The sequence below is a fragment of the Klebsiella sp. CN_Kp097 genome, from assembly GCF_040064495.1.
GTDB classification, from domain to species: domain Bacteria; phylum Pseudomonadota; class Gammaproteobacteria; order Enterobacterales; family Enterobacteriaceae; genus Klebsiella; species Klebsiella aerogenes.
This window is the reverse complement of record NZ_JBEAIL010000023.1, coordinates 75,075-101,287: the sequence shown is the minus strand read 5'-3', so window position 1 is coordinate 101,287 and position 26,213 is coordinate 75,075. Positions and strand designations below refer to the sequence as shown.

Here is a 26,213-nt window from a genome sequence, read left to right as displayed (position 1 = left end):
TTATGGATAAGCAACGTGGTTTTACCCTGATCGAATTAATGGTGGTTATCGGCATTATCGCCATCCTCAGCGCCATCGGCATCCCTGCCTACCAAAACTACCTACGCAAAGCCGCCCTCACCGATATGCTGCAAACCTTTGTGCCCTACCGCACGGCAATAGAGCTGTGCGCCTTGGACCACGGCGGACTAACCAGCTGCGATGGCGGCAGTAACGGAATCCCTTCACCGTCGACTACCCGCTATGTATCAGCGATGAGCGTCGCCCAGGGCGTGGTCACGCTGACCGGGCAGGAGAGTCTGAACGGGCTGGCCGTCACCCTGACCCCTTCCTGGGATAACGCCAACGGTATCACCGGTTGGCAGCGCGTCTGCGCCATCAGCGATGACAGCGCGTTAAAGCAGGCCTGCGAAGATGTCTTCCGCTTTAACTGAGGTGACAGCCATGAAAACCGAACAGCTACTCTCACTCTGTCAGCGCCATCACGCACTGTTGTTGAAGAGCGACGAGCAGACCATTGTTATCGCCGTTGTGGATACGCCGTCGCCAGAACTGATGGAAGCGCTGCGCTTCGCTACCCAAAAGCGCATCGATATTGAATGCTGGAGCCAGGAGCGGATGGATAAGCATCAGCATGAGGCACCGCGGTCAGCAGCAGACTCCGCCACGGGTAACCCCCAGGGCGTAACCGATCTACTGAATCAAATTCTGGAGCAGGCGCTGCGCCAGCGAGCCTCTGATATCCATATTGAGCCGGCGGAAAATCAGCTGCGGATACGCCTGCGTGTCGATGGCGTGTTGCATGCCCTACCGTTACTTGAGGCCGCGCTGGCTGCGCCAATAGCCGCACGGCTTAAGGTGCTGGGCAACCTCGATATTGCCGAGCATCGTCTACCGCAGGATGGACAGTTCACTCTGACGCTTACCGGGCGCACGGTCTCCTTTCGCATCGCAACCCTCCCCTGCCGCGGCGGGGAGAAAATCGTCCTGCGTTTATTACACCAGGTGGAGCAGGCGCTGGATCTGGAAGCTCTGGGGCTCTCCTCTCGTCAGCTGGCTTTTTTCCGCGCCGCATTGAACCAGCCGCAGGGGTTGCTACTGGTTACCGGGCCTACGGGGAGTGGTAAAACCGTCACCCTGTACAGCGCGCTGCAGGCGCGAAACCGCGAAGAGGTCAATATCTGCAGCGTGGAAGATCCGCTGGAGATCCCGCTTACCGGGCTCAACCAAACGCAGATCAACCCGCGATCCGGGCTTACCTTCCAGAGCGTCCTGCGGGCGCTGCTGCGTCAGGATCCGGATATCGTCATGGTCGGAGAAATTCGCGATGCCGAAACCGCGGAAATCGCCATTAAAGCCGCACAAACCGGGCATCTGGTGCTCTCTACATTGCATACTAACTCCACCAGCGAAACGTTAATTCGCCTGCAACAAATGGGCGTAGCGCGCTGGATGATCTCCTCGGCGCTATCGCTGGTAGTCGCCCAGCGGCTGGTGCGAAAACTGTGTCCCCACTGCCGGCGCGATGGCGGCCGCCCTACCGAGGTGCCGCACAGTCTTTGGCCACGCCCATTACCCGGCTGGCTGGCGGTTGGCTGCCCACAGTGCTACCACGGTTACTACGGCCGCCTGGCCTTATTCGAACTGCTGCCGGTGGATAGCGCGCTGCGTCAGGCCATTAATCGCGATCTCAGCGCGGCGGAAATCGAAACGCTGGCCCGCGAAGCCGGCATGATGACACTGTTTGAAAGCGGCTGTGAAGCGGTGGAGCGCGGGTTGACCAGCCTGGAAGAAGTCGTGCGCGTTCTGGGGATCCCACATGGCGACTAAGCAGCTTTGGCAGTGGCGGGGGATGAATAAGCAAGGAATGATGTGCGAGGGCGCCCTGTGGCAAGAAACGCGTGGGCAGGCGCTGGCATCACTGGAACAGCAGCGGATCCTGCCGCTGGCGCTACGGCGTAAAACGGTACAGAATTCGCTGTGGCGCCCGCGCTACAGCGGTGAGGTTATCCGCCAGCTTGCCACGCTGCTGCAGGCTGGTTTACCGCTGGCTGAAGGGCTGGAGCTGCTGGCCCAACAACAGCCGCACAAACAGTGGCAGGCGTTGCTACGAGTGCTGGCGCAGGAACTGGCAAATGGCGTTTCTCTCTCCAGCGGCCTGGCGCAATGGCCGCAGGTCTTCCCTCCGCTCTATCTGGCGATGATCCGCACCGGCGAGCTCACCGGTAAGCTGGAACGCTGCTGCTTTCAACTCGCGCAACAGCAGCAAGAACAACAGCGTCTGACAGAAAAGGTAAAGAAGGCGCTGCGCTATCCGATCGTTATCCTGACATTAGCGCTGGCGCTGGTCGTGGCGATGCTGTTTTTCGTTCTGCCTGAATTTACCGCCATCTATCGGACCTTCAACACGCCGCTCCCCTTGCTGACGCAAATGGTCATTCACCTTGGCGACGCGTTAGCCCGCTACTGGCCCTTGCTGCCGCCTCTTTTTGCTATTCTACTTTTTCTCAACCGGCTAGCCCGGCGTCGGCCACGCTGGCTGCTGTTAAGGCAAAGATTATTTCACGCGATTCCAATAGCGGGTCGGCTGATCAACGGTCAGCAACTGAGCCAGATATTTACCATTCTTTCACTGACCCAAAGCGCGGGTATAAGCTTTGTCCAGGGGCTGGAGAGCGTCGAGGAAACCTTGGGCTGCCCGCTATGGCGGCAGCGGATTGCACAGGCGCGCGCAGAGATTATCCATGGCCAACCAATCTGGCAGGCGCTGACGAATTGTGGCGGATTTACCTCGCTGTGCCTGCAGCTCATTCGTACCGGCGAGGCTTCTGGAGCGCTGGATACGATGCTCGATAACCTGGCGCGCCATCATAGCGAGCAAACTCATCAGCAGGTGGATAATCTGGCGACGCTGCTGGAGCCAATACTGCTGGTGGTGACCGGAACGATCGTCGGTGTGCTGGTGATAGCGATGTACCTACCTGTTTTTCATCTGGGGGACGCGCTGGGCACAATGGGGAGTTAATGGCTGGCGCCAGAGCGCCAGCCATCGTCATTACAGGCTGTTGAACACGCGGTTCTCTTGTTCTTGTACGCGGATAAAGGTTGTACGTTTGGTCAGCTCTTTCAGGCGGGAAGCGCCAACATAGGTGCATGCTGAACGCAGGCCGCCGAGGATATCACGCGCGGTATTATCAACCGGGCCGCGCAGCGGCAACTTAACGGTTTTACCTTCCGCGGCACGATATTTCGCGACGCCGCCGACGTGGCGAGTCATCGCCGATTCAGAGCTCATACCGTAAAACAGCATGAATTTTTCACCGTTCTCTTCAACCACGGTACCGCCGCTCTCTTCGTGACCCGCCAGCATCCCGCCGAGCATGACAAAATCGGCACCGCCGCCAAAAGCTTTCGCAACATCACCCGGCATGGTGCAGCCGCCGTCGCTGATGATCTGGCCGCCGAGACCGTGCGCGGCATCGGCACATTCAATCACCGCAGACAGCTGCGGGTAGCCAACGCCGGTTTTCACGCGGGTAGTACAGACGGAGCCAGGGCCAATGCCCACTTTAACGATATCAGCGCCGGAGAGAATCAGTTCTTCACACATTTCACCGGTCACCACGTTGCCGGCGATAATGGTTTTTTGTGGCCAGGCGGCGCGCGCTTTCGCCACAAACTGAACGAAGTGTTCAGAGTAGCCGTTAGCCACGTCTATGCAGACGAAGTTCAGCTGTGGATTCTGGGTCAGGATCTGCTGAGTTTTTTCAAAGTCCGCGTCAGAGGTACCGGTGGAAACCATCACATGCTGCAGCACTTCTGCGGACTCGCTCTGCACAAACGCCTGCCATTCTTCAACGCTGTAGTGTTTGTGCACGGCGGTCAGAATTCCAAAAGCGGACAAGGCTTTCGCCATGCTGAAGGTACCGACGGTATCCATGTTAGCAGCGATAATCGGTACGCCGGACCAGGTCTGGCCTGAATGCTTAAAGGTGAATTCACGTTCCAGTTGAACATCAGAACGGCTTTTGAGGGTAGAGCGTTTCGGGCGGATAAGAACGTCTTTAAAACCTAGCTTCAGATCTTCTTCAATACGCATGTGCGAATTCCTGGGGTTAATTGCATTAATGTGAGAGCACAACTCCAGTGACGCTATCATACGCACGAATCATAGCCGCGCAAGACTGCGATTTTCACTTTTTTTACGCTACAATCGTTAAAATTTACCTGGTGAATAGCGAAAAACACGTTCGTGTGCTTTCCTTACCATTGCGTCATTTTTAACCAATTGTTTTTTATATATAAAGTGAATCACAATTCACATTATGGATACTTTTTCGATTTAACAAAATCTTGATTAAGCTATCCTCTGGGTCTGAATGGCGCGGTGAATCGCCAGGGTTTTGAACAATAATGTGACATCGGGATTGAAGTGTATGGGGTATACGGTAGCGTTAACAGGCGGCATCGGTAGCGGTAAAAGTACCGTCGCCGACGAATTTGCTCACCTGGGCGTAACCGTCATCGACGCCGATATTATTGCGCGTCAGGTTGTAGAGCCCGGTACTCCCGCCCTGCTTGCTATCGCTGAAAGGTTTGGTCCACAGATGATCAACGACGATGGCAGTCTGAATCGCCGCCGCTTACGCGAACGCATTTTTGCTCATAGCGAGGACAAGGCCTGGCTTAACGCGCTGCTGCATCCGCTGATTCAGCAAGAAACGCGCCGTCAGATGCAGGCCTCAACCTCACCTTATCTCCTCTGGGTCGTACCCTTGCTGGTCGAAAACCGCCTGACCGATAAAGCCGATCGCATACTGGTTGTCGATGTGCCAAAAGAGACGCAAATCGAGCGCACCATACGCCGCGATGGGGTCAGTCGTGAACACGCTGAACATATTCTTGCCGCCCAGGCGACGCGCGAACAGCGTCTTGCCGCAGCGGATGATGTTATTGAAAACATGGGCTCCGCGGATGCCGTCGCATCCCACGTCGCCCGCCTGCACGATAAGTATTTAATGCTGGCATCGCAGGCCGCCTCACAGGAAAAACCGTAATGCATACCCCTGTTCTCTTCGAACATCCGCTCAATGAGAAAATGCGCACCTGGCTGCGCATTGAATTTTTATTTCAGCAGCTCTCTTCCCGCCCGGCCATTGCCAGCTACGCGGACGCTCTCCATTTTTTCCGCAATACCGGCGATCTACTGGACGTGCTGGAACGTGGCGAAGTGCGTACCGATTTGCTGAAAGAGCTGGAGCGACAACAGCGGAAATTACAAACCTGGGCCGAAGTGCCCGGCGTCGATCAGCAGCGTATTGAAGCCCTACGTCAGCAGCTCAAACTGTCCGGCAGCACCTTGATCTCCGCTCCGCGTATTGGCCAGTTTCTTCGTGAAGATCGGCTGATTGGCCTGGTGCGCCAGCGTCTGAGCATCCCTGGCGGCTGTTGCGGCTTTGATTTGCCAACTCTGCATATCTGGCTGCATATGCCGCAAGAGTATCGCGATGAGCAGGTGGCAAAATGGTTAGCGAGCCTGACGCCGCTGATGCAGTCGCTGGAGCTGATCCTTGATTTGATTCGTAACTCCGCGCCTTTCCGTAAGCAGACCAGCCTCAATGGCTTTTATCAGGATAATGGCGACGATGCCGATCTGCTGCGCCTGCGCCTGGATCTCGCAAGCCAGCTATACCCGCAAATTTCCGGCCATAAAAGCCGCTTCGCCATCCGCTTCCTGCCGCTGGACAGCGAGCATGGTATCGTGCCGGAACGCTTTGATTTTGAACTGGCTTGTTGCTAAGGAGACACTATGTCAGAAGAGACTATCGTTAACTGCCCAACCTGCGGTAAAAACGTCGTCTGGAGCGAGCAAAGCCCGTTTCGCCCGTTTTGCTCGAAGCGCTGCCAGCTGATCGATCTTGGCGAGTGGGCGGCGGAAGAGAAACGTATCCCCAGTTCCGGCGACTTATCCGACAGCGATGACTGGAGCGAGCCGCAGCAGTAACCTTTCCTATCGCTAATCCGGGACGTTCCGGATTAGCGTTTCAGGCCTGCGCCGGGTTGCCCGGCGCTCAGGCAAGCGTAATAAGTTTATTAATTATCGGCTCGTTCGCCGGCGGAAATGCCTGCGGATCCAACGCCTGCTGCGCCATCCACTGCCCCGGTTGTCCTTCTTTGCCCCACGGCTCGCCTTGCCAGTTTTCCACCAGGAAGAACCATAGCGTGATATGGCGATCCGGGAATTGATACTCCAGTTTGTCGAACAACGTGGACGTCGTCACCGTAATCCCGACCTCTTCCTGCAGTTCACGTACCAGCGCCTGTTCCGGCGTCTCACCTGATTCTATTTTGCCGCCGGGGAATTCCAGTTTATTGGCCATATGCGCGTCTGCAGCACGCTGGGTAATAAAAATTTCGCCTTGCGGATTGCGAATTATCCCGACGGCGATTTGCAGTTTTTTCATTGAAACAGCTCCATAAAAAAGGCGCAGAAATCTGCGCCCTGGTTTTCTTTTTATCAGCCCTTAGCTCAGACGGCCGTGGCACTGTTTGTATTTTTTACCGGAACCGCACGGGCACGGATCGTTACGCCCGACTTTACGGTCGCCGGTCTGTTCAGCCAGCGAGGCGGCAGCCAGTGTATCGTCATCCTGATGGCTCAGCTGCTGCATCTGCGCGAGACGCTCTGCCTCTTCGCGACGTTGCTGTTCCATCTCTTCGACTTCTTCCGGCATCCGCACCTGTACCTTGCTCAGCGTGCTGATAACTTCATACTTCAGCGATTCGAGCATAGCGGCAAACATCGAGAAGGATTCGCGCTTGTACTCCTGCTTCGGATCTTTCTGCGCGTAGCCGCGCAGATGGATACCCTGGCGCAGGTAGTCCATCGCCGCCAGGTGCTCTTTCCACAAGGAATCCAGCGTTTGCAGCATGACGCCTTTCTCGAAGTGACGCATCATTTCGGCGCCGACCACTTCTTCTTTACGCTGGTAGGTTTCTACCGCGCTCTGCAGAATACGTTCACGCAGGGTCTCTTCGTGCAGCTCCGGCTCTTTATCCAGCCACTCTTTGATTGGCAGCTCAAGGTCGAAGTCGTTTTTCAGACGTTCCTGCAGGCCTTCAATATCCCACATCTCTTCCAGCGACTGCGGCGGGATATGCGCATCAATAGTGGCTTTGAAGACGTCTTCGCGGATGCTGTTGATGGTTTCGCTCACGTCGGAGATATCCAACAGCTCGTTACGCTGGGTATAGATAGCGCGACGCTGATCGTTGGCGACGTCATCATATTCCAGCAGCTGTTTACGAATGTCGAAGTTGCGGCTTTCCACTTTACGCTGGGCGTTGGCAATCGCTTTGGTCACCCACGGGTGCTCGATAGCTTCGCCCGGCTTCATCCCCAGTTTACGCATCATGCCGGATACGCGATCGGAGGCGAAGATACGCATCAGAGCATCTTCCATCGACAGATAGAAGCGGGAAGAACCGGCATCACCCTGACGGCCAGCACGGCCACGCAGCTGGTTATCGATACGACGGGATTCATGACGCTCGGTACCGATGATGTGCAGACCGCCTGCGGCCAGGACCGCATCGTGGCGCACCTGCCAGTCAGCTTTGATTTTTTCAATCTGCTCCGGCGTTGGATTTTCCAGCGCGGCGACTTCTGCCTGCCAGCTACCGCCGAGCATAATATCGGTACCACGGCCCGCCATGTTGGTGGCGATGGTAACCGCAGCCGGATAACCCGCCTGGGCGACGATATCCGCTTCGCTGGCGTGGAACTTGGCGTTCAGGACGTTGTGCTTGATGCCGGCTTTCGTCAGTTCACGGGAAACCACTTCAGATTTTTCGATTGAGATAGTACCGACCAGCACCGGCTGACCGGCAGCGGTACGATCTTTAATATCCTCGATAATCGCCTGGATTTTTTCCGCTTCGGTCATGTAGACCAGATCCGCCATATCCTTACGGATCATCGGACGGTTAGTCGGGACGACAACGGTATCCAGTTTATAGATGGAGCTGAATTCAAAGGCTTCGGTATCCGCGGTACCGGTCATCCCCGCCAGTTTCTCGTACAGGCGGAAGTAGTTCTGGAAGGTGATGGATGCCAGAGTCTGGTTCTCATTCTGGATCTCCACCCCTTCTTTGGCTTCTACCGCCTGGTGGAGGCCATCGGACCAGCGACGCCCCTGCATCGTACGGCCGGTGTGTTCATCGACGATGATGACTTCGCCATCTTTCACGATGTAGTCAACGTCGCGGGTAAACAGCGCGTGGGCGCGCAGCGCGGCGGTAACATGGTGCATCAGCATGATGTTGGTCGGAGAATACAGTGATTCGCCTTCCTCCATGATGCCTTCCTGCACCAACAGCTCTTCAATAAGTACCAGACCGCGTTCGGTCAGGTTAACCTGGCGAGCTTTCTCATCTACGGAGAAGTGGCCTTCACCGGTAAAGGTGTCGGAGTCTTCCTTTTCCTGGCGGATCAGGTGCGGAATAATTTTGTTTACCTTGCGATACATTTCGGAGCTGTCTTCAGCCGGGCCGGAAATGATCAGCGGCGTACGCGCTTCGTCGATCAGGATGGAGTCCACCTCATCCACCAGCGCATAGTGCAGTTTACGCTGTACGCGCTCTTCCGGGCTGAACGCCATGTTATCGCGCAGGTAGTCGAAGCCGTATTCGTTGTTGGTGCCGTAAGTGATGTCGGCCGCGTAGGCTTCACGCTTCGCCGGCGCAGGCAGGCCGGACATATTGATGCCCACGCTCATACCAAGGAATTCAAACAGCGGACGGTTGTTTTCGGCGTCACGCTGCGCCAGATAGTCGTTGACGGTAACGACGTGAACGCCTTTACCGGTCAGCGCGTTAAGGTACGCCGGTAACGTCGCGGTCAGGGTTTTACCTTCACCGGTACGCATTTCCGCGATGCAGCGGTCGTTCAGTACCATACCGCCCAGCAGCTGCACGTCGAAGTGGCGCATGCCGAAGACGCGTTTACTCGCTTCACGCACCACGGCAAACGCTTCCGGGATCAGGCTTTCCAGGCTTTCACCTTTCTCCAGACGCGCGCGGAATTCTCCGGTTTTGGCTTTCAGCTCGTCATCAGAGAGCTTTTCCATCGCCGGTTCCATACCGTTGATGATGTTGACGACTTTGCGCATACGACGCAGCGTACGGTCGTTACGGCTACCGAACACTTTAGTTAACATTTTAATTAGCATAATAAAATCTCAAACGCCCCGCGGTGCGGAGTCAAAAAAATAGGATGGTCCGTGTTTATTTTCAGCTGAGACGTTGAGGCCCTGCGCGGATCCCCGCTACCTGGCTTATCCAGGCGCTGACGCGGAAGGCAGAGTAAGAAGAAGGGATATAAGCCGCCTGGCGGATAACCACCGGCGGTTTGCTGTCCTGGGTCAGCAGCGCGCTGAGCGTATCGAGCAGGGCCAGATGCTGGGCCTGCAGCGGCGATGATTCTTCCGCCACCGGCAAAGCCTGCGGCGCCATCGCAAACGACAGATGGCGAATGACGGTGCGAATCGCATGCTGATGCCAGTAATCGACGGTAAAGTTCGGCCGACGATTGGCCTCCAGCAGCGCCAGCTGGGAGAAGTTAACTTTATTCGGATTATGGTTGCTGGCCGTGGCTTTCGCCGGCGTAGTGGTTTCGTGGCTGTTGTTAAGCGCAGGCAGGCCGAGGCTAGCCGCGACCATCCCCAACAGGAGATGCGGCCAAAAATACCGTCTGCCAAACTGTCGCCAACGCGTCAGCAATCCACTCACTTTCTTTACCTTTAGTTGGTATTCCTGCGTCCTTTCAGGCGGTCCATTTTATTGGCGGTCTTCGCAGTACAGCCTGAAATCGACAGGATAAAGCAACCCAGAGAAAAATTTTGCGCCCAAATACTAACATTAATACCGCGCCGAGACAGCAGGAATGAACGCTAATGCTGCGGGAAAACGCTTAATAAAGCAGCGAACGCGCACATATTATTGCCGGCGAAACACAGTGAAAAGCGGTTTAGGGAGGCTAAAAAGAAAAACGACTGGTTCCCTGGACGGAGAGAGTACCAGGTTACCAGTCGAATTTACTGAATGGTCAGGCTTACGCCAGAACCATTGACGGTGCGCGGAATGCCAGCGGCAGTTTTGCGTCGTCTTCGAAGGTCACATACTCCCAGGCTTCCTGTTTTGCCAGAACAGCCTGTAGCAGTTTGTTATTTAACGCGTGACCGGATTTGAACGCCGTGAATGCGCCGATAATGTTGTGACCACACATAAACAGGTCACCGATCGCATCCAGCATTTTGTGGCGAACAAATTCATCTTCAAAGCGCAGACCGTCTTCGTTCAGTACGCGATAATCGTCAACAACGATGGCACAATCGAAGCTGCCGCCCAGGCACAGGCCACGGGACTGCAGATATTCGATATCACGCATGAAACCGAAAGTACGAGCACGGCTAATCTGACGCATGAACGCATCGGCCGAGAAGTTCAGCGCATAGCGTTGGGTGCTGGAGTCGATCGCCGGATGGTTAAAGTCGATGGTAAAGTCCAACGAAAAACCATTATACGGCTTAAACTCAGCCCATTTGTCGCCATCTTCAACGCGAACCGTCTCTTTGATACGCACAAATTTCTTGGCGCTGTTCAGTTCATCGATGCCGGCATCCAGCAACAGATAAACGAACGGAGCGGCGCTACCGTCCATAATCGGGATTTCCGGCGCATCGACTTCAACAATAATGTTGTCGATGCCCAGGCCAGCCAGTGCGGCATTTAAGTGCTCGACTGTAGAAATCCGCACGTCATGCTCGTTCACCAGGCAAGTACAGAGCATGGTATCACGCACAGATTTGGCATCAGCCGGAAAATCAACCGGTGGATTCAAGTCGGTGCGACGATAGATGACCCCGGTATTTGCCGGCGCAGGGCGTAAAGTCAGCGTGACTTTCTTGCCGGTATGCAAACCGACACCAGTCGCCTGAACAATACGTTTAAGAGTCCTTTGTTTGATCATCGTATAATCTCGCCAAGTTACCTATCCAACCGAAGTGTACTATACATTCGGCAGGGCAGTTTAGCACAAAGAGCGCAGATGCCCAACTTCCAGCCAATTCTTAATCGGCTTGCTTACGCAGGAAAGCTGGAATATCCAGATAATCCGGCTCTTTCGCGGTTTGCGGCGTATTGTCGTTCACCACTTTCGCCACCGGTTTCTGCTCTTGCGTTAATGGAGCCATACCGTGCTGCTGGTAGCGATCCATTACCGGCTGCTGTACCTGTTTGTTGGTCACCAGGGTAATTTCCGGACGCTTGTCCATACCGATACCGGTGGCAACAACGGTTACGCGCAGCTCGTCGTTCATATCCGGGTCCAGAGAGGTACCGATAACCACGGTCGCGTTATCCGAAGCAAAGGCGCGGATAGTGTTACCAACGGTTTCGAACTCATCCAGACGCAGGTCGAAGCCAGCGGTGATGTTGACCAGAACGCCGCGCGCGCCGGACAGATCGATATCTTCCAGCAGCGGAGAAGAGATAGCCATTTCAGCCGCTTCTTCCGCACGGTCTTCACCGCTCGCCACGCCGGAGCCCATCATCGCGTAGCCCATTTCCGACATCACGGTACGGACGTCCGCGAAGTCGACGTTCATCAGACCCGGACGGGTAATCAGTTCGGCAATACCCTGCACCGCGCCTTTCAGTACGTCGTTTGCCGCGCCGAAAGCGTCGAGCAGAGAGATACCGCGGCCCAGTACTTTCAACAGCTTGTCGTTCGGGATGGTGATCAGTGAGTCAACGTGCTTGGACAGCTCGGTGATCCCCTGCTCAGCAAACGCCATGCGCTTCTTGCCTTCGAAATTAAATGGCTTAGTGACGACCGCAACGGTCAGGATACCCAGATCCTTCGCCACTTCCGCGACCACTGGCGCCGCACCGGTACCGGTACCGCCGCCCATACCCGCCGCGATAAAGACCATGTCCGCGCCATCAAGCGCAGCGCGCAGCGCTTCACGGTCTTCGTCAGCCGCATTACGGCCCACTTCCGGGTTCGCGCCTGCACCCAGACCTTTGGTAATACCGCTACCGATCTGGATAGTCTGGCCAACAGCCGTTTTACGCAGCGCCTGCGCATCGGTGTTCACCGCGAAGAATTCAACACCCTCAATGCGCTCGCGCACCATGTGTTCAACGGCATTACCGCCGCCGCCACCGACGCCGATGACTTTAATCACCGCGTCGTTGGTCAGTTCCATAGGTTCAAACATAGTTTCTCTCCGTCTTGTGCCTGTCGCCTGAGAACGCTAATTGTCTGCGTTCTCTTAAAAAATTAAAACTCTTTTCGCAGCCAGCTGTTGAGTCGCTTAATCCACGAGCCCACTGACGCCGTCACGCGTTTTTCTACTTCTGCTTCACCACTGAGATGTGACTCTTTTCCGTAGTGCAGCAGCCCAACCGCCGTCGAATAGTACGGCTCCTGAGCGTAATCCGTTAAACCGGTGATGTTCAGAGGCGCGCCAATGCGCACCTGCGTATGGAACACGCGCTGCGCGCAGGCCGCCAGGCCTTCAATTTGCGCGGCGCCGCCGGTTAATACAATCCCCGCCGCCAGATGGTGTTTGACCCCTTGCTGACGGAGCTGTTCCTGCAGCTGCAGGATTTCTTCGTTAACCAGATTGAGCAGTTCGGTATAACGCGGTTCAATCACCTCTGCCAGCGTCTGACGCTGCAGGCTGCGCGGCGGACGTCCGCCCACGCTCGGTACTTCCACGTTTTCGTCTTTACCGACGATTGAACCTAATGCGCAACCGTGACGAACCTTGATGGCTTCGGCGTCGCTCGGCGGCGTACCGAAGGCATAGGCGATATCGCTGGTCACCACGTTGCCCGCGTAAGGGATCACTTTGGTGTGACGCAGCGCGCCGCCGGTATACACGGCGATATCCATTGTACCACCGCCGATGTCCACGACGCAGACACCCAGCTCACGTTCGTCTTCCGTTAATACGGAATAACTGGCCGCTAAACCGGCGAAAATAAGTTGGTCAACTTTCAGACCACAACGTTCAACCGCTTTAACAATGTTTTTCGCCATATCGTTATGGCAGGTAATCAGATGTACCTTCGCCTGCATACGCACGCCGGATAACCCTACCGGATTTTTAATGCCTTCCTGGTAGTCGATGGCGTATTCCTGCGGGATGACGTGCAGAACGCGATGTTCGTCGCGTACGCGTACCGATTTCGCGGTATGAACGACGTTTTCCACGTCATCCTGCGTCACCTCTTCTTCGGAGATAGGCACCATGCCAATCTCATTTTGACAGCTAATATGCTTACCTGAAAGCGCCAGATACACTGATGAGATCTGGCAATCGGCCATCAGTTCAGCCTGGTCGATAGCGCGCTGTACGCATTTCACTACCGACTCGAGGTCATTCACCCCGCCTTTATCCATGCCGCGCGATGGGCAACTGCCCACGCCAATGATATTAATCATACCGTCGGGCAGAACTTCCCCTACTAAAGCGGCAACCTTCGCGGTGCCAATCTCCAGTCCAACTACCAGTTTTCTGTCCGTCGCCTTGATCATCGTTGTTCTGCCTGTGCCTGATTCTGTTGTTGATTATTTTCCTCTACGGGAGCAGGTACCCAACCTACCGCCGCACCCGAGTCATAGCGCAAATCAACGTAGCTTATCCGTTTGCCGTCGGTCTGTGCCTGCTGCTGAAGAACCGGGTAGAGTTCCATAAAGCGCTGAAGCCGTTTCATGGTGTCGCCGCGGCCAAGGTTGAGCTTAATATCGTTATTAAGCGTCAACTGCCAGGAGCGACGCGCGGTCATTGCCGCCACTTTCAACGTGAACTTATTCTTTGCCAGCACCTGTCCCATGTCGCGGTATCCCTGCAGCACTTCATTTTCGCTGCCTTCCGGGCCGTATAACATCGGTAAGTTCTGTTTGCTGGTACGATCCGCCGGCACGCTGAAAGAATTTCCTTCGACGTCTACCATATGTTGATCATTCCAGCGCGCAATCGGCACATATTCAACCAGATGAATCTTCAATTCATCGGGCCATTGTTTTCTTACGCTCGCCTGTTTAATCCACGGCAGGCGCTCAATTTGGCTCTGGATGATGTTGACATCCTGAGTCATAAAGGTGCCCGGCGAGCCCAACGCCAGAATAGCCTGACGGATATCATCGTTACGCGTGTAGTGACGTTCGCCGGTGACGACCATTTTCGACAACGGCAGACGCTGCGCATCTTCCATCCAACCAAGAACCATCCATCCGCTGACCAACACGGTACACAACACCGCCAGCAGGAAAACGATCCCTGCCAGCCGGGTTCCATTATTCCGACGCGAAGAAGCAATCGATTCTTCTTCCTGGTTCCGCGTATTCAGCGCCGCCTGCGACATATCACCCCGCCAGGTCCAGAATTCGTACAACAAGCTGCGAGAAGCTCATCCCCGCCTGGCGGGCCGCCATCGGCACCAGACTATGGCTGGTCATCCCCGGTGAGGTGTTCGCTTCCAGCAGATAAAACTGGCCATCGCTGTCCAGCATCACGTCAATACGTCCCCATCCTTTGCAACCCAGAACATTCCAGGCTTTAAGCACCAGGCTCTGGATTTCTGTCTCGCGGGCAGGTTCCTCAAAACCAGGGCAGAAATATTGCGTCTCATCAGAGAGATACTTCGCCTCATAATCATAGAAGGTTCCAGCCGCCTGGATACGAATTGACGGTAAAATTTCTTCACCGACGATAGCGACGGTAAATTCCGGGCCACTAAGCCATTTCTCAATCAGAACTTCATCATCATGCTGAAAAGCCAGCGCCAATGCATCCTGCATTGCACAACTTTCGCTAACTTTCGACATGCCGACGCTGGACCCTTCGCGGCTCGGCTTGATGATAACCGGCAGCCCCAGAGCCGCAATCTGCTCACTAACGCCAGCAGAAAGTCCTGCGTTGAACTGGGCGCGGGTCAATGCAACCCACGGCGCGACCGGTAATCCCGCCCCCTGCCACAGTAATTTGCTGCGCAGTTTATCCATCGAAATGGCGGAAGCCATTACGCCACTACCGGTGTACGGCAGTTGAATGAGCTCAAGAAGGCCTTGCAGCGTGCCATCTTCGCCGCCGCGCCCGTGCAGGGCAATAAACGCTTTCTGAAAGCCCATGTTTTTTAGCTGGGTGATATCAACGTCGCGCGGATCGACCGGGTGGGCATCCACCCCGCCTTCACGCAGCCCGGCCAACACCGCCGCGCCTGAATTCAGCGAGACTTCACGTTCAGCGGAGGTTCCGCCGAAGAGAACCGCGATTTTATCAGCCATGGCGGTCCTCCTCCGTTTTTTGCGGTACCAGTTTGATTTCAGCCAGGTGACGTGCGATTTTTCCTATGTTGCCGGCGCCCTGCACCAGCACCAGATCGTCGCCGGTCAATACCGACGCCAGCATCTCCGCGGCCTGCGCCGGATCGGAAACCAGAATCGGGTCAACTTTGCCGCGACCGCGGATCGTACGGCACAGCGAGCGGCTATCGGCGCCTGGGATCGGCGCTTCGCCCGCCGGATACACATCCAGCATCAGCAGCGCATCGACCTGGGTCAGCACGTTGGCGAAATCATCGTACAGATCGCGAGTACGGGTATAACGGTGCGGCTGGAATACCATCACCAGATTTTTATCCGGCCAGCCGGCACGCGCCGCTTTGATAGTGGCGTCGACTTCCGTCGGGTGATGACCGTAATCGTCGATTAGCATCGCGCTACCGCTCTTGCCGTTGACTTCCGCCAGCGGATATTCGCCAAGGAAGTCGAAGCGGCGGCCGGTGCCCTGGAAACTTTCCAGCGCGCGCAGAATCGCCTCGTCTTCAATGCCCTCTTCCGTCGCGACGGCAACGGCCGCGGCAGCGTTAAGCGCATTGTGGCGACCCGGCGCGTTCAGCGTCACCTGCATGACCTCTTTGTCCTGGCGTACCAGGCGGAAATGGCCCTGCGCGCCGACCTGACGATACTCTTCAATGCGTACGTCGGCGTCATCGCTAAAACCATAGGTGGTGATTTGGCGGCCGACGCGCGGCAGCAGTTCACGAATCACCGGGTCATCCACGCACATCACCGCGCGCCCGTAGAACGGCAGGTTGTGCAGGAAGTTAATAAAGGTCTGCTTCAGGTTCTCGAAGTCGCCATGATAGGTATCCATATGGTCAGCTTCAATGTTGGTCACAATGGCGACCATCGGCTGCAGATGCAGGAACGACGCATCGCTCTCATCCGCTTCCGCAATCAGATAGCGGCTATGGCCAAGACGGGCATGCACGCCCGCCGCCTTCACCAGCCCGCCGTTGACGAAGGTCGGATCGAGGCCGGCCTCGGCGTAAATGCTGGATACCATCGCGGTGGTGGTGGTTTTGCCGTGAGTACCGGCAATCGCAATCCCGTGACGGAAACGCATGAGTTCCGCCAGCATTTCCGCGCGGCGGATCACCGGAATGCGCGCTTCGTGCGCGGCGACGATTTCCGGGTTATCCGCGGAGATCGCGCTGGACACCACGACAACGCTGGCATCGCGCACGTTTTCCGGGCGATGGTTGAAATAAATGGTGGCGCCAAGCTGCGACAATTGCTGAGTCACCGGATTCGGCGCGAGATCGGAGCCGCTAATCTGGTAGCCTTCATTCGCCAACACTTCGGCAATACCGCCCATACCGGCACCGCCGATGCCGACAAAGTGAATGTGCCGGACGCGACGCATCTCGGGCACTATGGAACGCAGTTTTGCCAAATCTTGTGTATTCATTCTTTACGCCATCAACTTCTTTATTCGGGCGGTGAAAATCACCGCGATTAGCGCGCCAAAGCTACGGCGCTGACCTCTTCCGCTACCCGCTCGGTAGCATCCGGAATCGAAGCGCCACGCGCTCGTTCCGCCATATCCATCAGGGTTTCCCGATCCCAACCGGCCAGGGTGGCCGCCACAGCATCCGCCGTGAACTCGGGTTGTTCGAGAATTTTCGCCGCGCCGGCTTTTTCCAGCGGCAGCGCATTCCAGTACTGCTGACGATCTTTGTGCTGGAACGGGACGAACAATGCCGGTAAACCTGCGGCGGCGATTTCGCTGACCGTCAGCGCGCCGGAACGACAAACAACCACATCGGCCCAGGCATAGGCTGCCGCCATATCATCAATAAACTCAGTCACTTTATGCTGCGGCTGACCGGCGGCGGCGTACGCCTGGCGCACGGTATCCATGCCGCCTTTCCCGCTCTGATGCCAGATAGTCACCGCATCGCCAAGCTTCGCGGCCACCTGCGGCATAGTCTGGTTCAGCACGCGCGCGCCCTGAGAGCCGCCAACCACCAGCACGCGAATCGGCCCCTGCCGGCCCACCAGACGCTGTCCCGGCAGCGGTAGCGCGAGAACGTCAGTACGCACCGGATTCCCGACGACATCTGCATGCGGGAAGGCGCCGGGAAACGCCTGCATCACTTTCTTCGCAATCTTTGCCAGCCATTTATTAGTCAGGCCGGCAATGCCGTTTTGTTCATGCAGCACCACAGGGATCCCGAGCGACCATGCCGCCAGGCCGCCAGGCCCGGAAACATAACCGCCCATGCCCAGCACCACATCCGGCTGGAAACGTTTCATGATCGCCCGCGCCTGCCGCCAGGCGTTGAAGATCCGCACCGGCGCTAACAGTTGCGCTTTTAGCCCTTTGCCACGCAGGCCGGAGATGCGGATAAAATCGATATCAATGCCGTGTTTCGGCACTAAATCCGCTTCCATACGATCGGCGGTGCCCAGCCAGCGAACCTGCCAGCCCTGGTCCATTAAATGGTGCGCGACCGCCAGCCCCGGGAACACGTGTCCGCCAGTGCCGCCCGCCATCACCATTAACCGCTTTTCCTGACCGCTCATCGAACACCCCGTGTAAACGCCTGCGCTTTCTCGAGGCGCGTTTCATAATCAATTCGCAATAAAAACATAATGGCCGTCGACATAATCAGCAGACTGGAACCACCATAACTAATCAATGGCAGGGTCAGACCTTTGGTCGGCAGCATCCCCGCCGCCGCCCCGACGTTAACCAACGCCTGGAAGCTAAACCACACGCCGATTGCACAGGCCAGGAAGCCGGAGAAGCGGTGGTCAATCTCCAGCGCTTTGCGACCAATCGACATGGCGCGAAAGGCGACGAAGAATACCATTAAAAGCGCGAGTACCACACCGATATAACCGAGTTCTTCGCCGATAATGGCGAAGATAAAGTCGGTGTGCGCTTCCGGTAAATACTCCAGTTTCTGCACCGAGTTGCCGAGGCCCTGTCCCCACATCTCGCCGCGACCAAAGGCCATCAGCGATTGGGTCAGCTGATAGCCGCTGCCAAACGGGTCTTCCCACGGGTTCCAGAAGGAAGTGACGCGGCGAATACGATACGGTTCGGCGAGGATCAGCAGCACCACCGCCGAGATCCCCATGCCGATAATGGCGATAAACTGCCAGAGCTTGGCGCCGGCCAGGAACAACATCGCCAGCGTGGTCACGAACAGTACGACAACCGTACCGAGGTCAGGCTGCGCCAGCAGCAGAATCGCCAGTACGAAAATCACGCCCATCGGTTTTAAGAAGCCGCGCAGGTTGTTACGCACCTCATCCGCTTTACGCACCAGATAGTTGGCGATGTAGCAAAACAGCGATAGCTTGGTAAACTCCGCCGGCTGAATACGCAGCGGCCCGAGCGCGATCCAACGCGAGGCGCCGTTAACCGAACTCCCCACCACCAGTACGATCAGCAGCATCACAATCGAGGCGATCAGCATCGCGGTACTGTGGCGCTGCCAGAACTCCATCGGCAGACGGAGCGTAATCATCGCCAGCGCGAAGGCCAGCACAATGTACAGACCATCACGCTTAGCAAACAGGAACGGATCGTTCGCCAGACGCTGTCCGACCGGCATTGATGCCGAGGTCACCATGATAAAACCGATCGCCGCCAGGCCGAAGGTCAGCCACAGCAGCATCCGGTCATACATGACCAGGCTATCGTTATCTTTCGGGCGCGAGCCCATCACCCAACCTTTCAGCGCGGCGAACAGCCAGGCAAAAATAAACATTCCCGGCAGTCGCGGCAGCTTCAACCGGGGCAGGCCCAGCTGTGGCATTTTCAGGCGTGGGAGAGAGAAACGCATCAACCTAACTCCTTCGCCAGACGGGTAAAGACATCACCCCGTTGTTCAAAGTTTTTAAACTGGTCCAGGCTCGCGCAGGCTGGCGACAGTAAGACCATATCGCCTGATTTGACCTGCGAAGCGATCTGCCGCATCGCCTGTTCCATGGTTTCGGTTTGCACCGCGATTTCCGGACGCAGCGCCGCCAGTTGAGCGCCGTCGCGGCCGAAGCAGTACAGACGAACGTTATCGCCGCCAAGATAGCGTTTCAGCGGCGTGAAGTCGGCGGATTTACCGTCGCCGCCCAACAGCAGATACAGCGTGCCGTCGAGATGCAGGCCGTTTAGCGCCGCCTCGGTACTGCCGACGTTGGTCGCCTTGGAGTCATTGATCCAACGCACGCCGTTATGCTCCAGCGCCAGCTGGAAACGGTGCGCCAGGCCGGTGAAGGTGGTCAGCGCCTTCAGGCTACTGGCGCGCGGCAAGCCCGCGGCATCCGCCAGCGCCAGCGCCGCCAGGGCATTGCTGTAGTTGTGCTGGCCGCTGATGGTCATTTCCTTCACGTTCAGCACTTTCTCACCCTTCACCCGCAGCCAGGTTTCGCCCTGCTGGCGGTTAAGGTGATAGTCGCCAACATCGACGCCGAAGCTGACGCAGCGTTCGTCAGCGCCGCGTACCGGCATGGTCAGCGCATCATCGGCATTCACCACGCAGGTTTTAGCATTTTCATAGACCCGCAGTTTCGCCGCGCGATACTGCTGCAGCCCCAGCGGATAGCGGTCCATATGGTCCTCAGTCACGTTGAGGATGGTTGCCGCGACGGCTTTCAGGCTGGAGGTCGTCTCCAGCTGGAAGCTGGAAAGTTCAAGCACGTACAGTTCGCGCGCCGGATCCAGCAACATCAGCGCCGGCAGGCCGATATTGCCGCCAACGCCGACGTTCACGCCCGCCGCCTTCGCCATCTCGCCCACCAGGGTAGTGACGGTGCTTTTTCCGTTAGAGCCGGTAATGGCGATAATCGGCGCCTGCGCCTCGCGGCAAAACAGCTCGATATCGCCGACGATTTCCACGCCAGCGTCGGCCGCAGCGCTCAGTGAAGGGTGCGCAAGGGCAATCCCGGGGCTTGCGACAATCAGATCCGCCGCCAGCAGCCAATCGTCGTTAAGACCGCCCACGTGGCGCTCAACGGCTTCCGGCAGCTTATCAAGCCCGGCTGGGGCGACGCGGGTATCCATCACGCGCGGGGTTACGCCGCGCGCCATGAAAAAGTCCACGCATGACAGGCCGGTCATACCCAGCCCAATAATGACGACTTTTTTACCCTGATAATCTGCCATGATTAACGTACCTTCAGCGTCGCCAGGCCAATCAGCACCAGCATCAGCGAAATAATCCAGAAGCGCACGATAACGCGCGGTTCCGGCCAGCCTTTCAGTTCATAGTGGTGGTGAATGGGCGCCATACGGAAGATGCGCTGGCCGCGCAGCTTGAACGAGCCGACCTGCAGGATAACCGACAGGGTTTCCACGACGAAAACGCCGCCCATAATCACCAGCAGGAATTCCTGGCGCAGCAGTACGGCGATAATGCCCAGCGCGCCGCCGAGCGCCAGCGAACCGACATCGCCCATAAAGACCTGCGCCGGGTAGGTGTTGAACCACAGGAAACCCAGGCCCGCGCCGACAATCGCCGTACAGACGATAACCAGCTCGCCGGCGTGACGCAGATAAGGAATATGCAGGTAGTTGGCGAAGTTCATGTTCCCGGTGGCCCACGCCACCAGCGCAAAGCCGGCGGCGACGAAGACGGTCGGCATAATCGCCAGGCCGTCGAGGCCGTCGGTCAGGTTGACCGCATTGCCGGTACCGACGATGACGAAGTAAGCCAGCAGGATGTAAAACAGTCCCAGCTGCGGCATCACGTCTTTAAAGAATGGCACTACCAGCTCGGTCGCCGGGGTGTCTTTCCCCGCCAGATACAGCGCGAACGCTACGCCCAGCGCAATCACCGACATCCAGAAATACTTCCAGCGGGCAATCAGGCCCTTGGTGTCTTTGCGCACGACTTTACGGTAATCATCGACAAACCCGATGATGCCGTAGCCGATTAATACCGTCAGCACGCACCAGACGTACGGGTTGGACGGATAGGCCCACAGCAGGACGGAAACGGTAATCGCGGTAAGGATCATGATCCCGCCCATGGTTGGGGTACCGCGTTTGCTGAAGTGGGACTCCGGGCCGTCGTTACGAACGACCTGACCAAAGGACAGTTTTTGCAGACGGGCGATCATGCGCGGGCCCATCCACAGAGAGATGAACAGCGCGGTCAGCAGGCTGACGATGGCGCGAAACGTCAGATAGGAAAAGACGTTAAAGCCGGAATAATATTTGACCAGATGTTCGGCCAGCCATACTAACATGTCGCAATCTCCTGTAATGCGCGTACTACCTCTTCCATAGCGGCACTACGTGAACCCTTCACTAAAATGGTCATGATTTTATGCTCTGCCAGCAGCTCGCGCAGGCGAGCTACCACGGCGGCTTTATCGTTAAAATGTTCGCCCACGCCGCTGGCGCTGCTGATATCCGCGCTCAGGGAACCGACGCTGAGGACGCAATCCAGCCCCGCCGCTTTCGCCGCTTCGCCAACTTCGCGATGACAGGCCGCGCTTTCAGCGCCGAGCTCCGCCATATCGCCGACCACCATCGCCCGGAAGCCCGGCATTTCCGCCAGCACCTGTACCGCGGCGGTCATCGAACCGACGTTGGCGTTGTAGGAGTCATCCAGCAACAGCTGGTTTTCCGCCAGTTGAATCGGGAACAGACGTCCCGGCACCGCTTGCAGCTGCGCCAGCCCGGTTTTCACCGCGGCCAGATCGGCGCCGACCGCCATCGCCAGCGATGTTGCCGCCAGCGCGTTAGCGATGTTATGGCGCCCCGGCAGCGGCAGCAGTACGTCGACATTCCCGAACGGGGTCTGCAGCGTAAATTCGGTACCATGACTGGTGATATTCACGTTGGTCGCCGTGAAGTCGCTGTTCGCCGCGTTCGGCGAGAAGCGCCACACTTTGCGATCGCCAATCACGCTCTGCCAGTTCAGCCAGTCATTGTTGTCGGCATTCAAAATCGCGGTGCCGTTTTGCGGCAGGCCGGTAAAGATTTCACCCTTCGCTTTCGCCACGCCCGCCAGCGAGCCGAAGCCCTCGAGGTGCGCGGCGGCGAGGTTGTTGACCAGCGCCGCTTCCGGACGCGTCAGGCTGACGGTCCAGGCGATTTCGCCCTGATGGTTGGCGCCGAGTTCAATCACCGCATACTGGTGATCTTTATTCAGACGCAGCAACGTCATCGGAACCCCGATATCGTTGTTCAGATTACCGGCGGTATACAGCGTGTTGCCGCACTGGCTGAGGATCGCCGCGGTCATCTCTTTCACCGAGGTCTTACCGGACGAACCGGTGAGCGCAACGACGCGGGTCGGCACCTGCTGACGCACCCAGGCCGCTAACTCGCCGAAAGCCAGACGGGTATCTTTCACCACCACCTGCGGTAAATCGCAGGCCAGCGGGCGGCTAACCAGCAGCGCGCCTGCGCCCGCCGCTTTCGCTTGTTCGGCAAAATCATGCGCGTCGAATCGCTCGCCCTTCAGCGCCACAAACAGGCAACCTGCCGTGACTTTGCGGGTATCGGACGTCACGTCATCGATAGCGATATCGCTACCCTGCAGTTCGCCGCGGGTGATCTCGGCGAGCTGGCTTAATGTAAAGCGAATCATGCTACCGCTCCCAGCAGACGCGCGACGGTAACGCGGTCGGAATAATCCAGACGGCGGTTGCCGACTATCTGATAGTCTTCGTGGCCTTTGCCCGCTACCAGCACAACGTCGTTCGCTTTCGCCTGCATCACCGCGCCGGTCACCGCTTCCGCGCGGCCTTCCATCACCTTCACCTGCCCGGCATCAAGCATGCCAGCCAGAATGTCATTGATAATCGCCCGCGGCTCTTCGGTACGCGGGTTATCGTCAGTCACGACCACGATATCGGCAAACTCTTCCGCGATAGCGCCCATCAGCGGGCGCTTACCTTTGTCGCGGTCGCCGCCGCAGCCGAAGACGCACCACAGCTTGCCGCTGCAGTGCAGACGCGCGGCCTGCAGCGCTTTTTCCAGCGCGTCAGGCGTATGGGCGTAATCAACCACCACGGTCGGTTTGCCCGGCGCGCTGAACACTTCCATACGGCCGCACACCGGCTGTAAACGCGAAGAGGTTTTCAGCAGATCCGCCAGCGGATAGCCCAGCGCCAGCAGCGTCGCCAGCGCCAGCAGCAGGTTGCTGACGTTAAAGGCGCCCATCAGGCGGCTTTCGATTTCGCCCTTGCCCCAGCTCGAGTCAAACTGAATGGTCGCGCCGCTGTCGTGATAGTTGACCGCGGTCGCCTTCAGCCAGCGGCCGTGGCAGTTCGGATTGATATGATCTTCCATCGACACCGCCACCGCATCCGGCAGTTTCGCCAGCCAGCGACGCCCGACTTCATCGTCAGCGTTAACAATGGCCTGGCCGCAATGGTGAGTGGAATAGAGCAGCCATTTCGCCGCTTCGTAATGTTCCATGTCGCCATGGTAGTCGAGGTGGTCACGGCTCAGGTTGGTAAACACCGAGGCGGCAAACTGCAGCGCCGCCACGCGATGCTGAACCAGCCCGTGAGAAGAGACTTCCATCGCACCGAAAGTCGCCCCCTGCCCTACCAGGCCGGAAAGCACGTGCTGAACATCGACCGCAGAGCCGGTGGTGTTTTCGGTCGGCACCACTTTATCCAGCAGGCCGTTACCGACGGTACCCATCACCGCGCTGGTTTCGCCGAGCAGCTTTGCCCACTGCGCCAACAGCTGCGTAGTCGTGGTTTTACCGTTAGTACCGGTGACGCCCACCAGACGCATCTGCTGCGAAGGTTGTTGGTAAAAACGCCCGGCCAGCGCGGATAACCGCTCGTTTAGTTGGCTCAGGTAGATGACCGGCACGCCGTGCATCTCGCGAACTTCGCCGTCTGCGGCCTCGCCCTGCGCCTCAGCAATAATGGCAGCAACACCTTGCGCTATCGCCTGCGGGATATAACGACGCCCGTCCGCCTGATGACCCTGTACCGCGACAAAGAGGTCGCCGGACGCCGCTACGCGGCTGTCCAGCGTCATCTCTCGCAGAATTCGCTCCGGCGCATTTGGCACCCACGGAGCGAGAAGGTCGCGCAAATTACGATCTGCCACCTGTTCCCTCGCCTTGATTAATCACAAATTCACTTTTTTCGCCCGTTGCCAGCGCATCCGGTTCGACGTTCATGGTGCGCAATACGCCGCCCATGATGGCACCGAATACCGGCGCGGAAACGGCGCCACCGTAGTATTTACCTGCCTGCGGGTCGTTGATCACCACCACCAGCGCGAAACGCGGGTGGCTGGCGGGCGCAACGCCTGCGGTGTAAGCAATATATTTGTTGATGTAGCGGCCATCCGGCCCCACTTTTTTCGCCGTACCGGTTTTAATCGCGATGCGATAGCCTTTGATCGCCGCTTTCACGCCGCCGCCGCCGGGCAGCGCCACGCTTTCCATCATATGAACGACGGTACGAACCAGTGATTCCGGGAACACGCGCTCGCCCGGAACCGGTGGATCAACTTTGGTAATCGACAGCGGGCGATAAATGCCGTAGCTGCCAATCGTTGCGTAGACTCGCGCTAACTGTAACGGAGTTACCATTAGCCCGTAGCCGAAAGAAAAGGTGGCCCTCTCTATGTCAGACCACCGTTGTTTTTGAGGATATAAGCCACTGCGTTCTCCGACCAACCCCAAATTGGTCGCCTTTCCAAGCCCAAAACGTGAGTAAGTATCTACTAACGCTGAGGACGGCATCGCTAACGCCAGCTTAGAAACGCCGACGTTACTCGACTTCTGTAGCACCCCGGTCAGGGTTAATTCGCTATAGCGCGCCACGTCTTTGATTTCGTGGCCGTTAATTCGATATGGAATGGTGTTCAGCACGGTATTTTCATTGACGATGCCGCGCTGCAGCGCCGTCATCACCACCATCGGTTTGACCGTTGAACCCGGTTCGAATACGTCGGTGATGGCGCGGTTACGCATGGTATCTTTGGACGTACCCGCGAAATTATTCGGGTTGTACGACGGGCTATTCGCCATCGCCAGCACTTCACCGGTGTTGACGTCGACCAAAACGGCGGTGCCTGATTCCGCTTTGTTGAACGCCACCGCATTATTCAGTTCGCGATAAACCAGCGCCTGCAGGCGCTCGTCGATGCTCAGCGCGAGGTTATGCGCCGCCTGGCTGTCGGTGGAAGAAATGTCTTCGATCACGCGACCATAGCGGTCTTTACGCACGATACGCTCGCCCGGCTGGCCGGTCAGCCACTTATCAAAGCTTTTCTCAACCCCTTCAATCCCCTGGCTATCGACGTTGGTGAAGCCAATGAGGTGAGCGGTTACTTCGCCTGACGGATAGTAACGGCGAGACTCCTCACGCAGATGAATCCCCGGCAGCTTCAGTTTTTTGATGTAGTCAGCCATGTCAGGGTTCACCTGACGCGCCAGATAGATAAAACGCATCCGCGGGTTGCTGTTGATGCGCGATGCCAGCTGGTCCAGCGGCATGTTCAGCGCATCGGCTAACGCTTTCCAGCGGTTATCGAGCGTCACGCCTCCGGCATCATGCAGCTCTTTCGGGTCGGCCCAGATGGCTTTTACCGGCACGCTGACCGCCAGCGGGCGGCCGGAGCGGTCGGTAATCATGCCACGCGCGGTTGACACTTCCTGCACACGCAGGGAACGCATATCTCCCTGACGCACCAGCATATCCGGGCTCACCACCTGCAGCCACGCGACGCGGCCAAGCAGGAAGGCGAGAGCGATTAAAATACATCCGCACAGCAACGCAAAACGCCAACTAATAAAGTTGGCCTGTTCTTCCTGACGTTTTGCTTTTGGCGTTTTCGGCGCTGCTTTCATGCGTCGCA

Annotated in this window: 23 protein-coding genes; 6 read left to right on the top strand and 17 right to left on the bottom strand. The window is 57.2% G+C overall.

Annotated elements, in window-relative coordinates; all coding sequences use genetic code 11:
* Positions 1 to 2: 2 nt before the first annotated feature.
* From ppdD to hofC, 3 genes are read left to right on the top strand one after another with little or no spacing between them, the layout of a single operon-like run.
* Positions 3 to 434, top strand: coding sequence for a prepilin peptidase-dependent pilin (ppdD, locus tag ABLV07_RS19430; RefSeq protein ID WP_032706647.1), 432 nt, complete (start codon positions 3 to 5; stop codon positions 432 to 434).
* 10 nt (positions 435 to 444) lie between these two features.
* Positions 445 to 1,830, top strand: coding sequence for a type II secretion system protein GspE (gspE, locus tag ABLV07_RS19425; RefSeq protein ID WP_142689465.1), 1,386 nt, complete (start codon positions 445 to 447; stop codon positions 1,828 to 1,830).
* On the top strand, positions 1,820 to 3,025 hold the full coding sequence (gene hofC / locus ABLV07_RS19420; protein WP_047041548.1) for a protein transport protein HofC: 1,206 nt from the start codon (positions 1,820 to 1,822) through the stop codon (positions 3,023 to 3,025). The genes gspE and hofC overlap by 11 nt, the downstream gene beginning before the upstream one ends.
* A 30-nt stretch (positions 3,026 to 3,055) precedes the next feature.
* On the opposite strand, the gene ABLV07_RS19415 is transcribed toward hofC, so the two are convergent.
* Positions 3,056 to 4,099 carry a GMP reductase gene (locus ABLV07_RS19415; RefSeq protein ID WP_015368234.1) on the bottom strand — a complete coding sequence of 348 codons (1,044 nt, stop codon included), beginning with the start codon at positions 4,097 to 4,099 and terminating at the stop codon, positions 3,056 to 3,058.
* Positions 4,100 to 4,436: 337 nt separating this feature from the next.
* On the opposite strand from ABLV07_RS19415, the gene coaE reads away from it, so the two are divergent.
* Genes coaE through yacG form a run of 3 tightly spaced genes read left to right on the top strand, consistent with a single transcriptional unit; the run spans position 4,437 to position 6,004 of the window.
* Positions 4,437 to 5,057 carry a dephospho-CoA kinase gene (gene coaE, locus ABLV07_RS19410; RefSeq protein WP_042894009.1) on the top strand — a complete coding sequence of 207 codons (621 nt, stop codon included), beginning with the start codon at positions 4,437 to 4,439 and terminating at the stop codon, positions 5,055 to 5,057.
* Complete coding sequence (gene zapD / locus ABLV07_RS19405) at positions 5,057 to 5,800, top strand: cell division protein ZapD (protein ID WP_015368236.1); 744 nt, start codon at positions 5,057 to 5,059, stop codon at positions 5,798 to 5,800. The genes coaE and zapD overlap by 1 nt, the downstream gene beginning before the upstream one ends.
* A gap of 9 nt (positions 5,801 to 5,809) precedes the next feature.
* Complete coding sequence (yacG, locus tag ABLV07_RS19400; protein ID WP_015368237.1) at positions 5,810 to 6,004, top strand: DNA gyrase inhibitor YacG; 195 nt, start codon at positions 5,810 to 5,812, stop codon at positions 6,002 to 6,004.
* Positions 6,005 to 6,071: 67 nt separating this feature from the next.
* Here the strand turns inward: yacG and mutT are convergent, their stop codons facing one another.
* From mutT to ABLV07_RS19320, 16 genes are all read right to left on the bottom strand, one after another.
* Positions 6,072 to 6,464, bottom strand: a complete 393-nt coding sequence (gene mutT / locus ABLV07_RS19395; RefSeq protein WP_015368238.1) for an 8-oxo-dGTP diphosphatase MutT — start codon at positions 6,462 to 6,464, stop codon at positions 6,072 to 6,074.
* Between the two features lie 60 nt (positions 6,465 to 6,524).
* Entirely contained in the window at positions 6,525 to 9,230 is a 2,706-nt protein-coding gene (secA, locus tag ABLV07_RS19390) for a preprotein translocase subunit SecA (protein ID WP_015368239.1), read from the bottom strand.
* Between the two features lie 61 nt (positions 9,231 to 9,291).
* Positions 9,292 to 9,789 (bottom strand): secA translation cis-regulator SecM, encoded by a 498-nt coding sequence (gene secM / locus ABLV07_RS19385; RefSeq protein WP_015368240.1) that lies wholly within the window; start codon positions 9,787 to 9,789, stop codon positions 9,292 to 9,294.
* A gap of 322 nt (positions 9,790 to 10,111) precedes the next feature.
* Entirely contained in the window at positions 10,112 to 11,029 is a 918-nt protein-coding gene (gene lpxC / locus ABLV07_RS19380) for a UDP-3-O-acyl-N-acetylglucosamine deacetylase (protein ID WP_015368241.1), read from the bottom strand.
* Positions 11,030 to 11,129: 100 nt separating this feature from the next.
* On the bottom strand, positions 11,130 to 12,281 hold the full coding sequence (ftsZ, locus tag ABLV07_RS19375; protein ID WP_004857884.1) for a cell division protein FtsZ: 1,152 nt from the start codon (positions 12,279 to 12,281) through the stop codon (positions 11,130 to 11,132).
* A gap of 62 nt (positions 12,282 to 12,343) precedes the next feature.
* Positions 12,344 to 13,606, bottom strand: a complete 1,263-nt coding sequence (gene ftsA / locus ABLV07_RS19370) for a cell division protein FtsA (protein ID WP_002888625.1) — start codon at positions 13,604 to 13,606, stop codon at positions 12,344 to 12,346.
* Positions 13,603 to 14,436: a cell division protein FtsQ gene (gene ftsQ / locus ABLV07_RS19365; protein WP_015368242.1), complete on the bottom strand. Its 834-nt coding sequence runs from the start codon at positions 14,434 to 14,436 to the stop codon at positions 13,603 to 13,605. The genes ftsA and ftsQ overlap by 4 nt, the downstream gene beginning before the upstream one ends.
* Before the next feature lies 1 nt (position 14,437).
* Positions 14,438 to 15,358 (bottom strand): D-alanine--D-alanine ligase, encoded by a 921-nt coding sequence (locus tag ABLV07_RS19360; RefSeq protein ID WP_045390016.1) that lies wholly within the window; start codon positions 15,356 to 15,358, stop codon positions 14,438 to 14,440.
* Positions 15,351 to 16,826 carry a UDP-N-acetylmuramate--L-alanine ligase gene (gene murC, locus ABLV07_RS19355; RefSeq protein ID WP_020079611.1) on the bottom strand — a complete coding sequence of 492 codons (1,476 nt, stop codon included), beginning with the start codon at positions 16,824 to 16,826 and terminating at the stop codon, positions 15,351 to 15,353. Before murC ends, ABLV07_RS19360 begins: the two co-directional genes overlap by 8 nt.
* A gap of 47 nt (positions 16,827 to 16,873) precedes the next feature.
* On the bottom strand, positions 16,874 to 17,944 hold the full coding sequence (gene murG, locus ABLV07_RS19350) for an undecaprenyldiphospho-muramoylpentapeptide beta-N-acetylglucosaminyltransferase (RefSeq protein ID WP_015368246.1): 1,071 nt from the start codon (positions 17,942 to 17,944) through the stop codon (positions 16,874 to 16,876).
* On the bottom strand, positions 17,941 to 19,215 hold the full coding sequence (ftsW, locus tag ABLV07_RS19345; RefSeq protein ID WP_015368247.1) for a cell division protein FtsW: 1,275 nt from the start codon (positions 19,213 to 19,215) through the stop codon (positions 17,941 to 17,943). Before ftsW ends, murG begins: the two co-directional genes overlap by 4 nt.
* Positions 19,215 to 20,531: a UDP-N-acetylmuramoyl-L-alanine--D-glutamate ligase gene (gene murD / locus ABLV07_RS19340; protein WP_015704401.1), complete on the bottom strand. Its 1,317-nt coding sequence runs from the start codon at positions 20,529 to 20,531 to the stop codon at positions 19,215 to 19,217. Before murD ends, ftsW begins: the two co-directional genes overlap by 1 nt.
* A gap of 2 nt (positions 20,532 to 20,533) precedes the next feature.
* Positions 20,534 to 21,616, bottom strand: a complete 1,083-nt coding sequence (gene mraY, locus ABLV07_RS19335) for a phospho-N-acetylmuramoyl-pentapeptide-transferase (RefSeq protein ID WP_004204335.1) — start codon at positions 21,614 to 21,616, stop codon at positions 20,534 to 20,536.
* A complete protein-coding gene (gene murF, locus ABLV07_RS19330) occupies positions 21,610 to 22,968 on the bottom strand; it encodes a UDP-N-acetylmuramoyl-tripeptide--D-alanyl-D-alanine ligase (RefSeq protein WP_157195061.1) in 1,359 nt (452 codons plus the stop codon). Before murF ends, mraY begins: the two co-directional genes overlap by 7 nt.
* Positions 22,965 to 24,452, bottom strand: coding sequence for a UDP-N-acetylmuramoyl-L-alanyl-D-glutamate--2,6-diaminopimelate ligase (gene murE, locus ABLV07_RS19325; RefSeq protein WP_015368250.1), 1,488 nt, complete (start codon positions 24,450 to 24,452; stop codon positions 22,965 to 22,967). The genes murF and murE overlap by 4 nt, the downstream gene beginning before the upstream one ends.
* Positions 24,439 to 26,205: a peptidoglycan glycosyltransferase FtsI gene (locus tag ABLV07_RS19320; protein ID WP_015368251.1), complete on the bottom strand. Its 1,767-nt coding sequence runs from the start codon at positions 26,203 to 26,205 to the stop codon at positions 24,439 to 24,441. Before ABLV07_RS19320 ends, murE begins: the two co-directional genes overlap by 14 nt.
* Positions 26,206 to 26,213: the final 8 nt, after the last annotated feature.

Bases quoted from the DNA above. Each gene is read 5' to 3' on its own strand.
- ABLV07_RS19320 (WP_015368251.1), bottom strand. From the start codon at position 26,205: ATGAAAGCAGCGCCGAAAACGCCAAAAGCAAAACGTCAGGAAGAACAG.
- secA (WP_015368239.1), bottom strand. From the start codon at position 9,230: ATGCTAATTAAAATGTTAACTAAAGTGTTCGGTAGCCGTAACGACCGT.
- mutT (WP_015368238.1), bottom strand. From the start codon at position 6,464: ATGAAAAAACTGCAAATCGCCGTCGGGATAATTCGCAATCCGCAAGGC.
- ABLV07_RS19360 (WP_045390016.1), bottom strand. From the start codon at position 15,358: ATGGCTGATAAAATCGCGGTTCTCTTCGGCGGAACCTCCGCTGAACGT.
- gspE (WP_142689465.1), top strand. From the start codon at position 445: ATGAAAACCGAACAGCTACTCTCACTCTGTCAGCGCCATCACGCACTG.
- ftsQ (WP_015368242.1), bottom strand. From the start codon at position 14,436: ATGTCGCAGGCGGCGCTGAATACGCGGAACCAGGAAGAAGAATCGATT.
- coaE (WP_042894009.1), top strand. From the start codon at position 4,437: ATGGGGTATACGGTAGCGTTAACAGGCGGCATCGGTAGCGGTAAAAGT.
- ftsA (WP_002888625.1), bottom strand. From the start codon at position 13,606: ATGATCAAGGCGACGGACAGAAAACTGGTAGTTGGACTGGAGATTGGC.
- murF (WP_157195061.1), bottom strand. From the start codon at position 22,968: ATGATTCGCTTTACATTAAGCCAGCTCGCCGAGATCACCCGCGGCGAA.
- yacG (WP_015368237.1), top strand. From the start codon at position 5,810: ATGTCAGAAGAGACTATCGTTAACTGCCCAACCTGCGGTAAAAACGTC.
- murC (WP_020079611.1), bottom strand. From the start codon at position 16,826: ATGAATACACAAGATTTGGCAAAACTGCGTTCCATAGTGCCCGAGATG.
- hofC (WP_047041548.1), top strand. From the start codon at position 1,820: ATGGCGACTAAGCAGCTTTGGCAGTGGCGGGGGATGAATAAGCAAGGA.
- ABLV07_RS19415 (WP_015368234.1), bottom strand. From the start codon at position 4,099: ATGCGTATTGAAGAAGATCTGAAGCTAGGTTTTAAAGACGTTCTTATC.
- murD (WP_015704401.1), bottom strand. From the start codon at position 20,531: ATGGCAGATTATCAGGGTAAAAAAGTCGTCATTATTGGGCTGGGTATG.
- zapD (WP_015368236.1), top strand. From the start codon at position 5,057: ATGCATACCCCTGTTCTCTTCGAACATCCGCTCAATGAGAAAATGCGC.
- ftsZ (WP_004857884.1), bottom strand. From the start codon at position 12,281: ATGTTTGAACCTATGGAACTGACCAACGACGCGGTGATTAAAGTCATC.
- ppdD (WP_032706647.1), top strand. From the start codon at position 3: ATGGATAAGCAACGTGGTTTTACCCTGATCGAATTAATGGTGGTTATC.
- murG (WP_015368246.1), bottom strand. From the start codon at position 17,944: ATGAGCGGTCAGGAAAAGCGGTTAATGGTGATGGCGGGCGGCACTGGC.
- mraY (WP_004204335.1), bottom strand. From the start codon at position 21,616: ATGTTAGTATGGCTGGCCGAACATCTGGTCAAATATTATTCCGGCTTT.
- ftsW (WP_015368247.1), bottom strand. From the start codon at position 19,215: ATGCGTTTCTCTCTCCCACGCCTGAAAATGCCACAGCTGGGCCTGCCC.
- lpxC (WP_015368241.1), bottom strand. From the start codon at position 11,029: ATGATCAAACAAAGGACTCTTAAACGTATTGTTCAGGCGACTGGTGTC.